This window comes from Pseudomonas sp. L-22-4S-12 (genome assembly GCF_009799935.1).
In the GTDB taxonomy this organism is placed as follows: Bacteria; Pseudomonadota; Gammaproteobacteria; order Pseudomonadales; family Pseudomonadaceae; genus Aquipseudomonas.
Genome location: NZ_WELL01000002.1, coordinates 225,837 through 241,683 on the forward strand (window position 1 = coordinate 225,837; position 15,847 = coordinate 241,683).

Sequence of the window (15,847 nt, forward strand, 5' to 3'; positions counted from 1 at the left end):
ATGGAAGCGCTGTATGCGCTGGTTCTGGGCGTGCTGATTGCCAGCGGGGTGTACCTGCTGCTGCGCGCACGCACCTTCCCGGTGGTCATGGGCCTGACCCTGATCTCCTACGCGGTCAACCTGTTCCTATTCGCCATGGGCCGCCTGCAGAGCGGCATGCCGGCGGTGATCCGCGAGGGCGGCCAGTACACCGACCCGCTGCCCCAGGCGCTGGTGCTGACGGCCATCGTCATCGGCTTCGCAATGACCGCGTTTGTCGTGGTGCTGGCCCTGCGCAGCCTGGGCGAGCAGGGCAATGACCATGTCGATGGCGAGGAATCGCCACGATGAACCATGGCTTGATCCTACCGATCCTGATCCCGCTGTTTGCCGGCTGCCTGCTGTTGCTTGCCAGCGGCGCCAGCCTGCGGGTGCAGCGCGGCCTGTCGCTGCTGGCCACCCTGGCCCTGTTACCGTGCAGCCTGTGGCTGCTGGCCCAGGCCGACCAGGGCAGCGTGCAGACCTACGCCCTGGGCAACTGGCCGGCGCCATTCGGCATCGTCCTGCTGTTCGATCGCCTGAGCGCGCTGATGCTGCTGCTCACCGCCGTGCTGGCACTGTTCGCCCTGCTCTATGCGCTGCGCGGCGACGACGAGCGCGGGCGCAGTTTCCATGGCCTGTTCCAGTTCCAGTTGCTCGGCATCAACGGCGCCTTCCTCACCGGCGATCTGTTCAACCTGTTCGTGTTCTTCGAGATCCTGCTGATCGCCTCCTACGCGCTGCTGCTGCACGGCGGCGGACGCGAGCGGGTGCGTGCGGGCCTGCATTACGTGGTGCTCAACCTGCTCGGCTCGGCGTTCTTCCTGATCGCCGTGGGTGCGCTGTATGGCATCAGCGGCACGCTGAACATGGCCGACCTGGCGGTCAAGGTGGCCGCCGCCGATGCCGAGCAGGCGCCGATTCTGGCCGCCGCCGGGTTGTTGCTGCTGGTGGTGTTCGGCCTCAAGGCGGCGTTTCTGCCGCTGTATTTCTGGCTGCCGCGCGCCTATGCGTCCGCGACCGCGCCAGTGGCGGCCCTGTTCGCGATCATGACCAAGGTCGGCCTGTATTCGATCCTGCGCGTCTACACCCTGGTCTTCGGCAGCGAGGCCGGCAGCCTGGCCAACCTGGGCCAGGACTGGCTGTGGCCGCTGGCTCTGCTGAGCATCGCCATCGGTGTGCTCGGCGCGTTGGCGGCCAGCAGCCTGCAGCGCCTGGTCGCCTACCTGGTGGTGATTTCCGTCGGCACGCTGCTGGCCGGCCTGGCGCTGGGTACGGCTGAGGCGCTGCAGGCCGCGCTGTACTACTGGCTGCACAGCACCTGGGTAGCGGCGGCGCTGTTCCTGCTGGCTGACCTGGTGGCGCGTCAGCGTGGGGCCAAGGGCGGTGATCTGGTGCAGGGCCCGGCGCTGCAGAATCCGCATCTGCTCGGCGGCCTGTTCTTCCTCGCCGCGATTGCCGTGGCCGGCCTGCCGCCGCTGTCCGGTTTCCTCGGCAAGCTGTTGCTGCTGCAGGCCGTCGAAGGCCAGCAGGCGCTGTGGCTGTGGCCGTTGCTGCTGGTCGGCGGGCTGGGCACCCTGGTGGCGCTCAGCCGGGCCGGCAGTACCTTGTTCTGGCGCGTCGGCCTGGATCAGCTGGACAGCGCCGAGCTGGATTATGGTCGGCTGGGCGCCTGCCTCGGCCTGCTCCTGCTCAGCCCACTGCTGGTGCTGCTGGCCGCGCCGGTGCTGGAGTACCTGGCGGCGACCGTCAGCCAGCTGCATGACCTGGCTGCCTACCGGCAGACCCTGCAAGCCGGAGGTGGCCTATGAAAACCTGGCGCTGGTTGCCCCATCCGCTGCTCAGCCTGTGCCTGCTGGGGCTCTGGCTGCTGCTGGTGAACCAGTTCAGTGTCGGCCACCTGCTGCTCGGCGCCGTGCTGGGCTGGTTGATTCCGCTGATCAGCCGGGTGTTCTGGATCAACCCACCGCGGGTCGAGCGCCCCTGGTTGCTGTGCAAGTTCCTGCTGCTGGTGCTCGGCGATATCGTGGTCGCCAACCTGCAGGTGGCACGCCTGATCCTCAACCCGCGCAGCCAGCTGCGCCCGGCCTTCGTCGAGATTCCGGTGCTGCTGGAGGATGAGCTGGCGCTGACCATGCTCGCCAGCATCATTTCGCTGACCCCGGGCACGGTGTCGGCCGACCTCAGCGACGACCGCCGCACGCTGCTGCTGCACTGCCTGAACGTGCCGGACGAGGAGGCCCTGGTGGCCGAAATCAAACAGCGCTACGAAGCGCCCCTGCGCGAGGTGTTCGCATGCTCGGCTACGTGATTCCGCTGTGTCTGGCGCTGCTCGGCCTGGCCCTGCTGCTGACCCTGGCGCGCCTGGTCAAGGGGCCGAGCCTGCCGGACCGCATCCTTGCTCTCGACACCCTGTACATCAACGCCATCGCCCTGATCGTGCTGCTCGGCATCTGGGAAGGCTCGGACCTGTATTTCGAAGCGGCGCTGCTGATTGCGGTGATGGGCTTCGTCGGCACCGTGGCCATCACCAAATACCTGCTGCGCGGCGACATCATCGAATAGGAGAACCGCGATGAACCTGTGGATCGAAGCCCTGGTGGCGTTTTTCCTGTTGAGTGGCAGTGTCTTCACCCTGGTCGGCGCCGTGGGCCTGTACCGCCTGCCGGATTTCTTCACCCGCCTGCATGGCCCGACCAAGGCCACCACCCTCGGAGTCGGCAGCCTGGTGATCGCCTCGCTGGTGTTTTTCGGCAGCCGCGGCGATGGCCTCAGCCTGCATGAACTGCTGATCACCTTGTTCCTCTTCATCACCGCGCCGATCAGTGCGCATATGCTGGCCAAGGCCGCGCTGCAGCAGAAGCTGCCGATCCACCCGGATACCCGTGGCAAGCCCTGGGAGTCGTGACAGTTCGCGGGCCGGCTTGTCCGTGGGAGCGGATTTATCCGCGATGCGCTTGCGGTAAACCGGGCGCTGCTCCCACGCACACAGTTTTGCTGCCTGGCTGTGTCTGTCGCCGTCTCTTGCCAGTCTCTATGCTGAGCGTTTTCCTGAGCGGAGCGGGCAATGACGCTGCAACATAGCCGCGGGCTGGCGATGGGTTGCCTAGTGCTGGCCATGGCCCTGTGGGGCAGTTCGTTCATTGCCCTGAAATTCGCCTTCAGCGAGCTGCCGCCGATGTGGGTGATCTTCGGCCGCATGGCCCTGGGCAGCCTGGTCTTCCTGCTGGCCTGGCGCTGGCGCGGGCGGCTCGACTACCGCGCCGGCGACTGGAAATACCTGCTCGCCCTGACCGCCTGCGAGCCCTGCCTGTACTTCATCTTCGAAGCCCTGGCCCTGCAGCACACCAGCGCCGCCCAGGCCGGGATGATCACCGCGCTGTTGCCGCTGCTGGTGGCGATGGGCGCCTATGTGTTCCTGCGCGAACGCATCAGTCGCACCACCCTGGCCGGCTTTCTCCTGGCGGTGGTCGGTGCGGTGTGGCTGAGCCTGGCTGGTGAGGCCAGCAGCAGCGCGCCGGCGCCGCTGCTGGGCAACTTCTACGAATTCCTCGCCATGCTCTGTGCCATGGGCTACACGCTGTTGCTGAAATTTCTCTCGCAGCGCTACTCGCCGTTCATCCTCACCGCCATGCAGGCCTTCATCGGCTCGCTGTTCTTCCTGCCGCTGGCGCTGGCGACCGAGCCGCTGCCCAGCCAGTTCAGCGTCCTCGGCGTCGGCTCGGTGGTGTACCTCGGCCTGCTGGTCACGGTGGGCGCCTATGGCCTCTATAACTATGGGGTGAGCAGCCTGCCGGCCAGCCAGGCGTCGGGGTTCACCAACCTGATCCCAGTGTTCACCCTGATCTTCGCCGCGCTGTTGCTGGGCGAGAGCCTGAGTCCGCTGCAATACCTGGCTGCGGCACTGGTGTTCGTCGGCGTGGCGCTGAGCCAGTGGCGCAGCAGCGTGCCGGCGCCGGCGGGGATTCTCGACTGATGCCGAGGGCGCTCGGCAATGGCGGGTGTGGGAGCGGATTTATCCGCGATCTAGCCCGGAGTGGCCTGTTTATCGCGAATGAATTCGCTCCCACAAGGCTGCACCGCTTGCTGGCTCAGGGTTTGAACCAGGCCAGCAGCACATCCAGCAGGCGGTTGGCGAAGGCCCACTCGTTGTCGTACCAGGCCAGCACCTTGACCAGGTCATTGCCCTGCACACGGGTGTGATTGAGGTCGACCACGCAGGACACCGGGTAACCATTGAAGTCGCAGGACACCAGCGGCAGCTCGTTGCACTCCATCACCCCCAGCGGGAACTGGCGGGCGGCTTTCTGCAGGCTGTCGTTGATCGCCGCACGGCTGGTCGGCCGCTCGCTGCTGAAGGTCAGGTCGAGCAGCGACACGTTGGCGGTCGGCACGCGGACCGCCAGACCATCCAGGCGGCCGGCTAGCTCCGGGATGACCAGGCCGATCGCCTTGGCCGCGCCGGTGCTGGTGGGGATCATCGACAGCGCCGCGGCACGGGCGCGGTAGAGATCGTTGTGGGTCTTGTCCAGCAGGTTCTGGTCGTTGGTGTAGGCATGCACCGTGGTCATCAGGCCCTGGCGGATGCCCACCGCGGTGTGCAGCGCCTGGGCCAGCGGTGCCAGGCAGTTGGTGGTGCAGGAGGCGTTGGAGACGATCTGCTGGTTGCCCAGCAGGTGCTGGTTGATGCCGTAGACCACGGTCAGGTCGGCGCTGTCCAGCGGGTGCGAGAGCAGGACCCGGGGCGCGCCGGCGCTCAGGTGCTGTTCGGCCAGCGCGCGTTTCTTCAGCTTGCCGGTGCAGTCGATGACCACGTCGACGCCGAGCTGCTGCCAGGGCAGCCGGCCGATCTCGCGCTCGCCGAGCAGGCGGATCGATTGGCCGCCGATCTGCAGGAGGTCGTCGTGCAGCTCGACCTGGCCATTGAAGCGGCCGAAGGTGGAGTCGAAGCGGGTCAGGTGGGCGAGGGTCTGGTACTCGCCGAGGTCATTGATCGCCTCGACCTGCAGCTGGTTTTCCAGCCCGCGCTGGAACAAGGCGCGAACCAGGGCGCGACCGATGCGCCCGTATCCATTCAGGGCAATGTGCAGCATGGCAGTCTCCGACGTGCGGGTTTGCCTTGAGCATAGGCGCCCGGTTGGCGGGCTGCCCCGCAGTGCTGCCTGCTAGCGGCTGCGCAGGGGGCAGCCTACGCGATCCCGAGCCGTTCTCAGCGGCTGCGCGCGCCGCCGATCGAGGCGCAGCCGCGCTGGACCTGGCCATTCAGGCGCAGTTCGGCGCTGAGGTGCTGCACCGTGCCGCTCATGCTGTCGGTGCAGCGTTGCGGGGCGACCCACAGCTCCAGGCGCTGGCCGTTGGCCTCGCTGCTGAGGCTGTAGCGGCCGTCCGGCAGCGCCTCTTCCAGGTAGGGCAGCGCCAGCACCGGCTGGCCGGGACGGAACAGGGCCAGGCCCTTGCCGGTGACGCTCAGGCTCCAGTCTGGCTCGTTGCCGCTGGCGCGCAGGAGCAGGCGGTTGAAGCCCGGCTCGTCGCAGCCGGGGCCTTCGCGCTGGATGCGGTAGACCTCGCTGAGCTGCAGCTTGCCGTCGCCGCCTTCGGCGCTGCTGGCCGCCAGCTGGCCGCGCAGGTCGGCGAACAGCGGTCCGGGGCCATCGGCCAGGAGCAGTGCGGCCTCGCGCATGATGTCGCTGTTGCCGTCGTTGCCGATGCTGAGGCGGCGTTGCTCGCCGCAGGGGCGGAACTGCAGGGCGCCGTTGCTGGCGCTCAGTTCGCCCTGCAGGCGCAGGGTCGGTGCCGCCGGCTCGGGCTGCGTGGCGAACATCTGGCAGCCGGCGAACAGCGGCAGCAGGGCGAACAGCAGGGAACGGGCAGGCAACATGAGGGGCTCTCCGGGCAAAGTGCGGCCACGTTACCCACAGCCGGCGCGCAGCTCAAGGCCCGCGCCGGGCGGCGGCGCACACACGGCCGATTCCCAGGCCCGGCGACACGTGGCAGGCTAGGTGCCTTTGTCACTGCCAACGGATTTCCCCATGTCCAGCGAAGCGCACAGCACCCCGGGCCAGGCCCCCCTCAGCGCCGTGGAGGCGCGCATCCTCGGCTGCCTGATCGAGAAACAGGCGACCACCCCGGAAACCTACCCCCTGACCCTCAACGCCGTGCTGCTGGCCTGCAACCAGAAGACCAGCCGCGAGCCGCTGATGAACCTCACCGAGGGCCAGGTCGGCCAGGGTCTGCGCAGCCTCGAGGGGCGCGGCCTGAGCCGGCTGGTGATGGGCGGCCGCGCCGACCGCTGGGAGCAGCGCGCGGACAAGACCCTGGAGCTGGTCAAGCCGCAGGTGGCGCTGGTCGGCCTGCTGCTGTTGCGCGGCCCGCAGACCCTCAACGAGCTGCTCACGCGCAGCAGTCGCCTGCATCCGTTCGAGGATGTGGCCGAGGTCCAGCACCAGCTGGAGCGCCTGGCCGCGCTCGAGCTGGCCTGCCTGCTGCCGCGCCAGAGCGGGCAGCGCGAGGACCGCTACATGCACCTGCTCGGCGAGCCGGCCGACCTGGAGGCGCTGCTGGCCCTGCGCAGCCAGGCCGACAGTGCCCCGCGCGGCAGCGGCGCGGAAGACGGCCGCCTCGCCGAGCTGGAGGCGCGGGTGGCGACCCTGGAAGAGCGCCTGGCCCGCCTGGAAGCCGCCCTGGGCCAGTAATCCGGGCCCGACCTAGACAGGCTTGGGTCAGCTTCAGGATTCATTAAGACTGGCTGCCGATACTTCCCTCCATGAACTCGCCCCGTGGAGGGAGCCCGATGCGCAATACCGACTGGAACATCCCCTTTCCCCTGCAGTTCGGCAGCGATCCGCAGCGGCAGATGAGCCTCGACCCGGCCGGCGCCGAGGCCGCCGAGCGGGCGCTGCTGGAGCAGTTTATCCAGGCGCGCTTCAGCGAGGCGCATGGCGCCGCCGTTGCCCACTTCATGCCCGACCTGCTCGGCCTGTACAGCCAGGACGGCGCCTTGACCGCCGTCTCCGGGGCGCGCCTGGCCGCCCGGGAGCCGCTGTTCCTCGAACAGTACCTGGAGGAGCCGGTGCAGCAGGTGATCGGCCGCCTGCAGGGGCGCCCGGTGCCGCGTGGCGACATCGTCGAAGTCGGCAACCTGGCCGCCAGCAGCGCCGGCAGCGCGCGGCTGATCATCGTCGCCATGACCTGCCTGCTGGCCCAGCGCGGCCTGGAGTGGGTGGTGTTCACCGGCGCCGCCGGCCTGATCAACAGCTTCCGCCGCCTGGGCCTGGAACCGCTGCGCCTGTGCGAGGCCGACCCGCTGCGCCTGGGCGAAGAGCGGCATGCCTGGGGCGATTACTACGCCCAGCGCCCGCAGGTGTTCGCCGGCAATATCCGCTATGGCTACCAGCGCCTGCAGGAGCAGGGCGTGCCGGCGCGCCTGGGTTTTCCTGCGGCCTGTCTGGAGGCCAGCCATGCAGCCTGAATTGCAGCACCTGCACGACGCGCTGACTCGCCATGCCAGCGAGCGCCCGCAGCAGATCGCCCTGTGGGGCGACAGTGTGCAGATCGACTACCAGAGCCTGCTGACCGAGGTGCAGCAGCGCCAGGCGTTGCTGCGCCAGCAGGGCGTCGAGCGGTTCGCCCTGGCCATGGAAAACGGCCCCGAGGCCGTGCTCTGGGACCTGGCCGGGCTGTTCGCCGGGATCGCCTGCGTGATCCTGCCGCCGTTCTTCAGCCCGGCCCAGCGCGCCCACTGCCTGCAGCAGAGCGGCATCAGCCTGGTGCTGGCCGATGCCGGCATGAGTGCCGAGCTGGAGGCCCTGGGGTTCCGGTGCGATCAGCCGTTCTGGCGCGCCACCCGGCCGGTTCGCGGCCTGCCGCTGCCGGCCGGCACGGCGAAGATCACCTACACCTCCGGCACCACCGGCGCACCGAAAGGCGTGTGCCTGAGCGCCGCGGCGCTGCTGCGGGTGGTGCGCGAACTGGAGCAGGCCAGCCGCTCCAGCGCGCCCCAGCATTACCTGGCCGTGCTGCCCCTGGCGGTGCTGCTGGAAAACCTCGGTATCTACGCCGCCCTGCTGGCCGGCGCCACGCTCAGCGTGCCGTCGCAGCGCCAGCTGGGCATCAGTGGCGCCACCGGGGTCGACTGGCCGCGCCTGTTCGGCACCATGGCGGCGCGCCAGACGCAGAGCATGATCCTGGTGCCGCAGCTGCTGCTCGGCCTGGTCGTGGCGGTCGAGCGCGGCGCCTTCCCGGCCGCCGGCCTGCGCTTCGTCGCGGTCGGCGGGGCGCGGGTCTCGGCCGATCTGCTGGCCCGTGCGGCCAAGGTCGGCCTGCCGGTGTTCGAGGGCTACGGCCTGTCCGAATGCGCCTCGGTGGTCTGCCTCAATCGTCCCGAGGCCAACCGCCCCGGCACCGTCGGCCGGCCGTTGCCGCACGTCCAGGTGCGCCTGGGCGACGACGGCGAAGTGCTGGTCAAGGGCACGACCCTGCTTGGCTACCTGGGCGAGCCGGCGTTTACCGGCGAGTGGTGGCCGACCGGGGATATCGGCGAGTTCGATGCCGATGGCTACCTGCAGCTGCGCGGGCGCAAGAAGCACCAGTTCGTCACCAGCTTCGGCCGCAACGTCAACCCGGACTGGGTCGAGGCCGAGCTGACCCAGCGCGCCGGCATCGCCCAGGCCTTCGTCTACGGCGAGGGCATGAGCCAGAACCGCGCGCTGCTCTGGCCGCGCGACCCGGCCTGCAGCGACGCGCTGCTGCAGGCGGCGGTGGACGAGGCCAACGCCGGTCTGCCCGATTACGCCCGGGTGTACCACTGGCTGCGCCTGGCCGAACCCTTCACCCCGGACAACGGCCTGCTCACGGCCAATGGCCGGCAGCGCCGCGAGGCCATCCTGGCCCGCTACCGCGAACAGCTTTGCCCATCCCTTTCTTCTGTCAGTGCCTGAGGTATTCCCCATGAGTTTCTTCGACCAACTGCAAGCCGCTACCGCCACTGAACGTGAAACCCTGTTCAGCGTGCCGGTGATCCAGGACGCCCTGGCCGGCAAGGTCAGCCTGGACAGCTACATCGCCTTCCTGACCCAGGCCTACTACCACGTGCGCCACACCGTGCCGCTGCTGATGGCCAGCGGCGCGCGCCTGCCGGCCCGCCTGGAGTGGCTGCGCCAGGCCGTGTGCGAGTACATCGAGGAGGAGTACGGCCACGAGCAGTGGATCCTCAGCGACATCGCCGCCTGTGGCGGTGACCGCGACGCCGTGCGCGACGGCCAGCCGAGCCAGGCCATCGAGCTGATGGTCAGCTTCCTCTACGACACCATCGCCCGCGGCAACCCGGTGGGGCTGTTCGGCATGGTCAACGTGCTCGAAGGCACCAGCATCGCCCTGGCCAGCCAGGCGGCCGGCACCATCCAGGAGCGCCTGGGCCTGCCCAAGGAAGCCTTCAGCTACCTGTTCTCCCACGGCGCCCTGGACATCGGCCACATGCAGACCTACCGCGGCCTGATGGACCGCCTGGACAATGAGGACGACAAGGCCGCGGTGATCCACGCCAGCAAGGTGGTCTATCGCCTGTACACCGAGATGTTCCGCGGCCTGCCGCGCAGCAACGAGGTGCAGCATGCGGCTGCCTGAGTGCCGCGCGCTGCTAACCGGGGCCAGCGGCGGCATCGGCCTGGCCCTGGCCGAGCAGCTGTGCGCCGGCGGTGCCCAGCTGCTGGCAGTGTCGCGCCATGTGCAGGGCCTGGAGGCCCTGCAGCAGCGCTATCCCAAGCAGGTGCGCAGCCTGGCCGCGGACCTGACCACCACGGCCGGGCGCCAGGCGGTGATCGAGGCGGCGCGCGCCATGGGCGGGCTCAACCTGCTGATCAATGCCGCCGGAACCAATCGCTTCGCCCTGCTTGAACAGCTGGAAGAGCAGCAGATCGCCGATATGTTCGAGCTCAACGTGGTTGCCACCCTGCAACTGACCCGCGCCCTGTTGCCGATCCTGCGCCAGCAACGGCATGCCCTGGTGGTCAACGTCGGTTCCATCTACGGCTCGATCGGCTACCCGGGCTATGCCACCTACTGCGCCAGCAAGTTCGCCCTGCGCGGCTTCTCCGAGGCGTTGCGCCGCGAGCTGGCCGATACCAGTGTCGGCGTGCTCTACGTCGCGCCGCGCGCCACCCGCACCAGCATGAACAGCTCGGCGGCGATGGCGCTCAACGAGGCGCTCAAGGCCGCCACCGACTCGCCCGAACAGGTGGCCGGGGCGGTGATGGCCGCCATCGAGAAGAACCTCAGCGAGCTCTACCTCGGCTGGCCGGAGAAGTTCTTCGTGCGTCTCAACGGCATGTTGCCGGGGCTGGTCGACCGCGCGCTGCGCAAGCAGCTGCCGCTGATCCGTCATTTCAGTGCTCACACCCCAGACAAGGAAACCATCCGATGAACAAGTTTCTCCTCGTATGCCTGAGCCTGTGCCTCAGCGTGCCGGCCTGGGCCCTGGATGAGGCCGGCAGCCAGCGCCTCAAGCAGGTGCAGACGCGCTGGGCCGAGATCCAGTACCAGACGCCGGACGCGCAGAAGGAAAAGGCCTTCGAGCAGCTGGCCGCGCAAACCACCGCCTTCACCCGCGAGCAGCCGCAGGCGGCCGAAGCCTGGGTCTGGCACGGCATCGTCACCAGCAGCTGGGCCGGCGCCCAGGGTGGCCTGGGTGCGCTGGGCAAGGCCAAGAGCGCGCGCGACGCCCTGGAAAAATCCATCCAGCTCGACCCGGCCGCCTTGCAAGGTTCGGCCTACACCAGCCTGGGCACCCTGTATGCACGCGTACCGGGCTGGCCGGTCGGTTTCGGTGACGAGGAGAAGGCCGAGCAGCTGCTGCAGCAGGCGCTCAAGCTCAACCCCGACGGCATCGACAGCCTGTATTTCTGGGGCGACTACCTTTACCGCCAGGACAAATTCGCCGAAGCTCGTGAGGCGCTGCTCAAGGCCAAGCAGGCGCCGGCCCGTCCGGGCCGCGAGCTGGCCGACCAGGGGCGTCAGGGCGAGATCGACACCCTGCTCAAGGCCGTGGAAGAAGAACTGAACTAAGGGCACAGCATGCGGTTATTGTTGGTCGAGGATGAACCGGCCCTCGGCGAGGGCCTGCGCCTGGCCTTGCGCCAGGAGGGCTACACGGTGGATTGGCTGCAGGATGGCGCCAGCGCGGTGCACGCCCTGCTCAGCGAAGTCTTCGACCTGCTGGTGCTCGATCTCGGCCTGCCGCGCCTGAGCGGTATCCAGGTGCTGCAGCAGCTGCGCAAGAGCGGCTCGGCCCTGCCGGTGCTGATCCTCACGGCGCGCGACGCCACCGAGGACCGCATCGCCGGGCTGGACGCCGGCGCCGACGACTACCTGATCAAGCCCTTCGACCTCGACGAACTCAAGGCCCGCCTGCGTGCCTTGCTGCGGCGCAGCGCCGGGCGTGCCGAGCTGCGCATCGAACACGCCGGGGTCAGCCTCGACCCCTCCACCCAGCAGGTTTCCTACCAGGGCAAGGCGGTGCCGATGACGCCCAAGGAATACCTGCTGCTGCACGAACTGCTGTCGCAGCCGGGCAAGGTGCTGACCCGCGAACGCCTGGCCCAGTCGCTCTACGGTTGGGACGAGGAGGCCGAGAGCAACACCCTGGAGGTGCATATCCACCACCTGCGCAAGAAGCTGTTCAACAACCTGATCCGTACCGTGCGCGGGGTCGGCTACTTGGTGGAAGAACAGCCGTGATCTCGATCCGCCGGCGCATCCTGTTCCTGGTGCTCAGCCTGATGCTGCTGGGCACCGCGCTGATCTCGCTGTTCAACTACTGGGACAGCTCCCATGAGGTCGAGGAGGTCTACGACGCCCAGCTGGTGCATACCGCGCGCCTGCTGCAGGGGGTGATGCGCATGCCCCTGGAGAGCGACAAGCGCAGCGCGCTGTATACCGCCTTCAACAGCGCCCTGGGCCAGGCCGGCCAGCGCAAGGCGGGCCACCCGTACGAGAGCAAGCTGGCCTTCCAGGTATGGAACCGCGCCGGCGAGGTGCTGGTGCGTACCGCCAGCGCCCCGCAGCTGGGCGCGCCGCCGCGCCAGGGCTTTGCCGACGTCGACCTGGGCCCGCACCAGTGGCGCGGCTTTGCCCTGGCCGACGAGGAGCAGGGGCTGCTGATCTGGATCGGCGAGCGCGACGACGTGCGTCAGGAGCTGGTGACCAGCATCGTGCGCCATACCCTGATGCCCAACTTCATCGGCATCGTGGTGCTCGCCGCGTTGATCTGGTGGGCGATCGGCTGGGGCATGCAGCCGCTGCAGAACATGGCGCGGGTCATCCGCGCGCGCCATCCGGATGCCCTCGAGCCGTTGCAGCTGGACCCGCTGCCCAAGGAACTGGAGCCGATGCAGGCGGCACTCAACCGCCTGCTGTTCCAGATCGATCAGGTGCTGGAGCGCGAGCGGCGCTTCATCGCCGACGCCGCCCACGAGATGCGCACGCCGCTGGCGGTGCTGCGCATTCATGTGCAGAACGCCATGCAGGCCGGCGACGAGGCCCAGCGCAGCGAGTCGCTGGGCTTCCTGATCGGCGGCATCGACCGCGCCACCCGGGTGGTCAACCAGCTGCTGACCATGGCCCGGGTCGAACCGACCCTGGCCAAGGGCGAGTGGCCGGTGATCGACCTGCAGGCGGTGACCCGCGAGACCCTGGCCGAGCTGACCCCCTGGGTGCTCAAGCAGGGCCTGGAGCTGTCCCTGGAGGTGGCCGAGGGCGACTACCGGCTGGCCGCCGACGCCGGGGCCATCGGCATCGCCCTGCAGAACCTGCTGACCAATGCGGTGAACTTCTCGCCGGCCCATGGCCAGCTGCGGGTGCTGCTGAATGGCGACGCCGACAGCCTGTTCCTCTGCGTCGAAGACCAGGGCCCGGGCATCGCCCAGGACCAGCTGGAGCAGGTGTTCGAACGCTTCTACAGCCGCGACAACAGCCAGGGCGCCGGGCTCGGCCTGGCCATCGTGCAGATGATCGCCTCGCGCCTGGGCGGCAGCATCCGCCTGAGCAACCTGCCCCAGGGCGGCCTGCAGGCGCGCCTGGAGCTGCCGCGCCATTCGCCGGCTTAGGGTCTGTTCCCGTTTCGTTCACGGCCGCGACGGAGCCCGTTTTTGCGCGGGGCTAGGCGCGAGACGCGAGGTTTGGTCGTCCAAATGAGCCGTCGAGTAACGACGTCCCGCGCAAAAACGGGCCCGTCCCTGCGGGTTGCGCGCAAAATCGCGCCATGCGTCGTTGCGGGACTTGCCAAGGGAATGACCATTGCCTGCGTCCCACGCCTAGCCTGGCGCGATTTTGCGCAGCAACGCGGTTCGCGAACGAAACGGGAACAGACCCTCGGGCCGCAAACCGGCGCCATGGCTTATCATGGCGCTTTCCCTTGCGGTGACTGCCCATGACCATGCCCAACCTGCTGACCCAACTGCAAGATGCCGACATGCTGCTGATCGACGGCCTGCATGCCTGGCAGTTCGAACTGAGCGAAGCGCCGGCGCAGCTGCGCGTGGAGTGCATGGATGGCCGCGAACGGCGGGTCTGGGTGTTCGCCGCGGCCGCCCTGGCTGCCGCCCGGCATGACGCCGGCAGCGACAGCTGGCAGCTGGCCGATGAGGGCGGCAGCCACGAGCTGGTGATCCTCAGCGGAATCACCGCCAGCAATGACGACGAGGACGAGTCCGCCGCCAACGACGAGACTCCGGCCGACTGAAACCGAGGAGGGCGCGCATGATCCAGTGCAAGCGCGTGTATGAACCGGTCGAGGCCGGCGATGGCCGGCGCGTGCTGGTCGACCGCCTGTGGCCGCGCGGCTGCCGCAAGGACGACCTGGCCCTGAGCGCCTGGCTGCGCGAGGTGGCGCCTTCGGCCGAACTGCGTAAGACCTTCTGCCACGAACCGGCGCGTTTTGCCGAGTTTCGCCTGCTCTACCGCGGCGAGCTGGCCGCCCACCCCGAACACTGGCAAGGCCTGCTCGCGGCAGCCGAGCAGGGCACCCTGACCCTGCTGTTCGCCGCCCGCGAGGTGCAGCAGAACAACGCCCGGGTGCTGGCCGAGTTTCTCGAAGAGGAGCTGGAGCGCCGCGGCCCGGCCAGTTCGCCGGTGTGCTACCAGGGGCTGGTGGAGCCGTGAGCGGCGCCTGGCCGATGGCTTGTGCGGGTGGCGCTGTTCAGTAGGCCCCAGAGTCGTTGCACAGCAGCTCGTCGCTGACGCTGATCGCGTAGCACAGCATGCGTTCGTTCTTGAACGGCAGCTGCAGCACATAGCCCGGCTTGCCGTTGACCAGCGTGCCCTGCTTGTCTTCGGTCATGGTGATTTCCACCGTGCCCTGCATTTCGCGGCGCGCATGGGTAGGTTGGCGTTGAGCGCAGCGAAGCCCAACAACCGGGGCAGGCTCGTTGGGCTTCGTCGCGCGGCTCCTCAACCCAACCTACGACTCATCGCCTTTGCAACAGGCTATTGGGGCATAGACTAAAAAACGCCCCGAAGGGCGTTTTTTTCGGCAGGAATACGCGGGTTTCAGTCGGCCCGGCGCTCTTCCCGGGCCAGGCAGGCGGTCGCGGTGAACAGCACGTCGGTGGAGGAGTTCAGCGCGGTCTCGGCGCTGTCCTGCAGGATGCCGATGATGAAGCCGATGGCCACCACCTGCATGGCGGTTTCGCTGGGGATGCCGAACAGGCTGCAGGCCAGGGGGATCAGCAGCAGCGAGCCGCCGGCCACGCCCGAGGCGCCGCAGGCGCAGACTGCCGAGACCACGCACAGGAGGATGGCCGTCGGCATGTCCACGGCGATGCCCAGGGTATGCACGGCGGCCAGGCTCAGCACGCTGATGGTGATGGCGGCGCCGGCCATGTTGATGGTCGCGCCCAGCGGGATGGACACCGAATAGGTGTCTTCATGCAGGCCCAGGCGTTCGGCCAGCTGCAGGTTGACCGGCACGTTGGCCGCCGAGCTGCGGGTGAAGAAGGCGGTGATGCCGCTTTCGCGCAGGCAGGTCAGCACCAGCGGGTAGGGGTTGCGGCGGATCTGGCTGAAGACGATGAGCGGGTTGACCACCAGGGCGACGAACAGCATGCAGCCGACCAGCACGACCAGCAGCTGGGCGTAGCCGAGCAGGGCCTTGACCCCAGCATCGGCGAAGGTGGTGGCGACCAGGCCGAACACCCCCAGCGGGGCGAAGCGGATGACCACGCGGACGATCAGCGAGACGCCTTCGGCCAGGTCGCCGAACACCGTGCGGGTGGTGTCGCTGCCGTGGCGAATGGCGATGCCCAGGCCGATGGCCCAGGCCAGGATGCCGATGAAGTTGCCCTTGAGCAGGGCATTGACCGGGTTGTCCACCACGTTCAGCGCCAGGGTCTTGAGCACTTCGGCGATGCCGCCGGGCGGCGTGCTGCCGCTGGCCGCCTCGCTGAGCACCAGGGTCGAGGGCCACAGGCTGCTGGCGATCACCGCGACGATGGCGGCGGACAGGGTGCCGAGCAGGTACAGGACCAGGATCGGGCGGATATGGGTCGGCTGGCCCGGCTTGTGGTTGGCGATGGCCGAGGCCACCAGGATGAACACCAGAACGGGTGCCACGGCTTTCAGGGCGGAGATGAACAGGCTGCCGAGGAAACCGACTTCATCGGTGGCCTGGGGCCACAGCAGGGCCAGCAGGATGCCGGCGACCAGGCCGATGATGATCTGGCTGACCAGGCTGGTACGGGCAAGCAGTTGCAGGATGGGACGATGGATCATGGTCGATGTTCCTGAGGTTCGGCATGCCGCGTGGGGTGGATGCAGTGCATGCGGGGCGACAGCCCGGCCG

At 68.5% G+C, this 15,847-nt stretch carries 20 protein-coding genes; 16 read left to right on the forward strand and 4 right to left on the reverse strand.

Going from position 1 to position 15,847, the window contains the following annotated elements; all coding sequences use genetic code 11:
- From F3I16_RS07610 to F3I16_RS07635, 6 genes are all read left to right on the forward strand, one after another.
- On the forward strand, window positions 1-330 hold the full coding sequence (locus F3I16_RS07610) for a Na+/H+ antiporter subunit C (protein ID WP_160081597.1): 330 nt from the start codon (window positions 1-3) through the stop codon (window positions 328-330).
- A complete protein-coding gene (locus F3I16_RS07615; protein ID WP_160493126.1) occupies window positions 327-1,829 on the forward strand; it encodes a monovalent cation/H+ antiporter subunit D in 1,503 nt (500 codons plus the stop codon). The genes F3I16_RS07610 and F3I16_RS07615 overlap by 4 nt, the downstream gene beginning before the upstream one ends.
- Window positions 1,826-2,329 carry a Na+/H+ antiporter subunit E gene (locus F3I16_RS07620; protein WP_160493127.1) on the forward strand — a complete coding sequence of 168 codons (504 nt, stop codon included), beginning with the start codon at window positions 1,826-1,828 and terminating at the stop codon, window positions 2,327-2,329. Before F3I16_RS07615 ends, F3I16_RS07620 begins: the two co-directional genes overlap by 4 nt.
- Window positions 2,314-2,583, forward strand: a complete 270-nt coding sequence (locus F3I16_RS07625) for a K+/H+ antiporter subunit F (RefSeq protein ID WP_160493128.1) — start codon at window positions 2,314-2,316, stop codon at window positions 2,581-2,583. Before F3I16_RS07620 ends, F3I16_RS07625 begins: the two co-directional genes overlap by 16 nt.
- Window positions 2,584-2,593: 10 nt before the next feature.
- Window positions 2,594-2,926: a Na+/H+ antiporter subunit G gene (locus F3I16_RS07630; RefSeq protein WP_160081593.1), complete on the forward strand. Its 333-nt coding sequence runs from the start codon at window positions 2,594-2,596 to the stop codon at window positions 2,924-2,926.
- Between the two features lie 159 nt (window positions 2,927-3,085).
- Window positions 3,086-3,994 (forward strand): DMT family transporter, encoded by a 909-nt coding sequence (locus tag F3I16_RS07635; protein WP_256670114.1) that lies wholly within the window; start codon window positions 3,086-3,088, stop codon window positions 3,992-3,994.
- A 115-nt stretch (window positions 3,995-4,109) separates the two neighbouring features.
- Here the strand turns inward: F3I16_RS07635 and gap are convergent, their stop codons facing one another.
- Window positions 4,110-5,111 (reverse strand): type I glyceraldehyde-3-phosphate dehydrogenase, encoded by a 1,002-nt coding sequence (gap, locus tag F3I16_RS07640; protein WP_160493129.1) that lies wholly within the window; start codon window positions 5,109-5,111, stop codon window positions 4,110-4,112.
- Between the two features lie 116 nt (window positions 5,112-5,227).
- Window positions 5,228-5,896, reverse strand: coding sequence for a COG3650 family protein (locus tag F3I16_RS07645; protein WP_160493130.1), 669 nt, complete (start codon window positions 5,894-5,896; stop codon window positions 5,228-5,230).
- A 151-nt stretch (window positions 5,897-6,047) separates the two neighbouring features.
- Between F3I16_RS07645 and F3I16_RS07650 the strand changes: the two genes are divergently transcribed.
- The 10 genes from F3I16_RS07650 (at window position 6,048) to F3I16_RS07695 (ending at window position 14,169) form a co-directional block, all read left to right on the forward strand.
- On the forward strand, window positions 6,048-6,710 hold the full coding sequence (locus F3I16_RS07650) for a YceH family protein (protein ID WP_160493131.1): 663 nt from the start codon (window positions 6,048-6,050) through the stop codon (window positions 6,708-6,710).
- Between the two features lie 98 nt (window positions 6,711-6,808).
- Window positions 6,809-7,486 (forward strand): thermostable hemolysin, encoded by a 678-nt coding sequence (locus F3I16_RS07655; protein ID WP_160493132.1) that lies wholly within the window; start codon window positions 6,809-6,811, stop codon window positions 7,484-7,486.
- A complete protein-coding gene (locus F3I16_RS07660; protein ID WP_160493133.1) occupies window positions 7,476-8,954 on the forward strand; it encodes an AMP-binding protein in 1,479 nt (492 codons plus the stop codon). Before F3I16_RS07655 ends, F3I16_RS07660 begins: the two co-directional genes overlap by 11 nt.
- A gap of 10 nt (window positions 8,955-8,964) precedes the next feature.
- Entirely contained in the window at window positions 8,965-9,639 is a 675-nt protein-coding gene (locus F3I16_RS07665) for a TenA family transcriptional regulator (RefSeq protein WP_160493134.1), read from the forward strand.
- On the forward strand, window positions 9,626-10,435 hold the full coding sequence (locus tag F3I16_RS07670; protein ID WP_160493135.1) for an SDR family oxidoreductase: 810 nt from the start codon (window positions 9,626-9,628) through the stop codon (window positions 10,433-10,435). Before F3I16_RS07665 ends, F3I16_RS07670 begins: the two co-directional genes overlap by 14 nt.
- Window positions 10,432-11,076, forward strand: coding sequence for a hypothetical protein (locus F3I16_RS07675; RefSeq protein ID WP_160493136.1), 645 nt, complete (start codon window positions 10,432-10,434; stop codon window positions 11,074-11,076). Before F3I16_RS07670 ends, F3I16_RS07675 begins: the two co-directional genes overlap by 4 nt.
- Before the next feature lie 9 nt (window positions 11,077-11,085).
- Complete coding sequence (locus tag F3I16_RS07680; RefSeq protein WP_160493137.1) at window positions 11,086-11,748, forward strand: response regulator; 663 nt, start codon at window positions 11,086-11,088, stop codon at window positions 11,746-11,748.
- Entirely contained in the window at window positions 11,745-13,115 is a 1,371-nt protein-coding gene (locus F3I16_RS07685) for an ATP-binding protein (RefSeq protein ID WP_160493138.1), read from the forward strand. Before F3I16_RS07680 ends, F3I16_RS07685 begins: the two co-directional genes overlap by 4 nt.
- Before the next feature lie 329 nt (window positions 13,116-13,444).
- Complete coding sequence (locus F3I16_RS07690; RefSeq protein ID WP_178116657.1) at window positions 13,445-13,750, forward strand: DUF5629 family protein; 306 nt, start codon at window positions 13,445-13,447, stop codon at window positions 13,748-13,750.
- 17 nt (window positions 13,751-13,767) lie between these two features.
- A complete protein-coding gene (locus F3I16_RS07695) occupies window positions 13,768-14,169 on the forward strand; it encodes a DUF488 domain-containing protein (protein WP_160493140.1) in 402 nt (133 codons plus the stop codon).
- Between the two features lie 37 nt (window positions 14,170-14,206).
- Here the strand turns inward: F3I16_RS07695 and F3I16_RS07700 are convergent, their stop codons facing one another.
- Window positions 14,207-14,347 (reverse strand): hypothetical protein, encoded by a 141-nt coding sequence (locus tag F3I16_RS07700; RefSeq protein WP_160493141.1) that lies wholly within the window; start codon window positions 14,345-14,347, stop codon window positions 14,207-14,209.
- Window positions 14,348-14,556: 209 nt separating this feature from the next.
- Window positions 14,557-15,777, reverse strand: coding sequence for a serine/threonine transporter SstT (gene sstT, locus F3I16_RS07705; RefSeq protein WP_160493142.1), 1,221 nt, complete (start codon window positions 15,775-15,777; stop codon window positions 14,557-14,559).
- Between the last annotated feature and the right edge of the window lie 70 nt (window positions 15,778-15,847).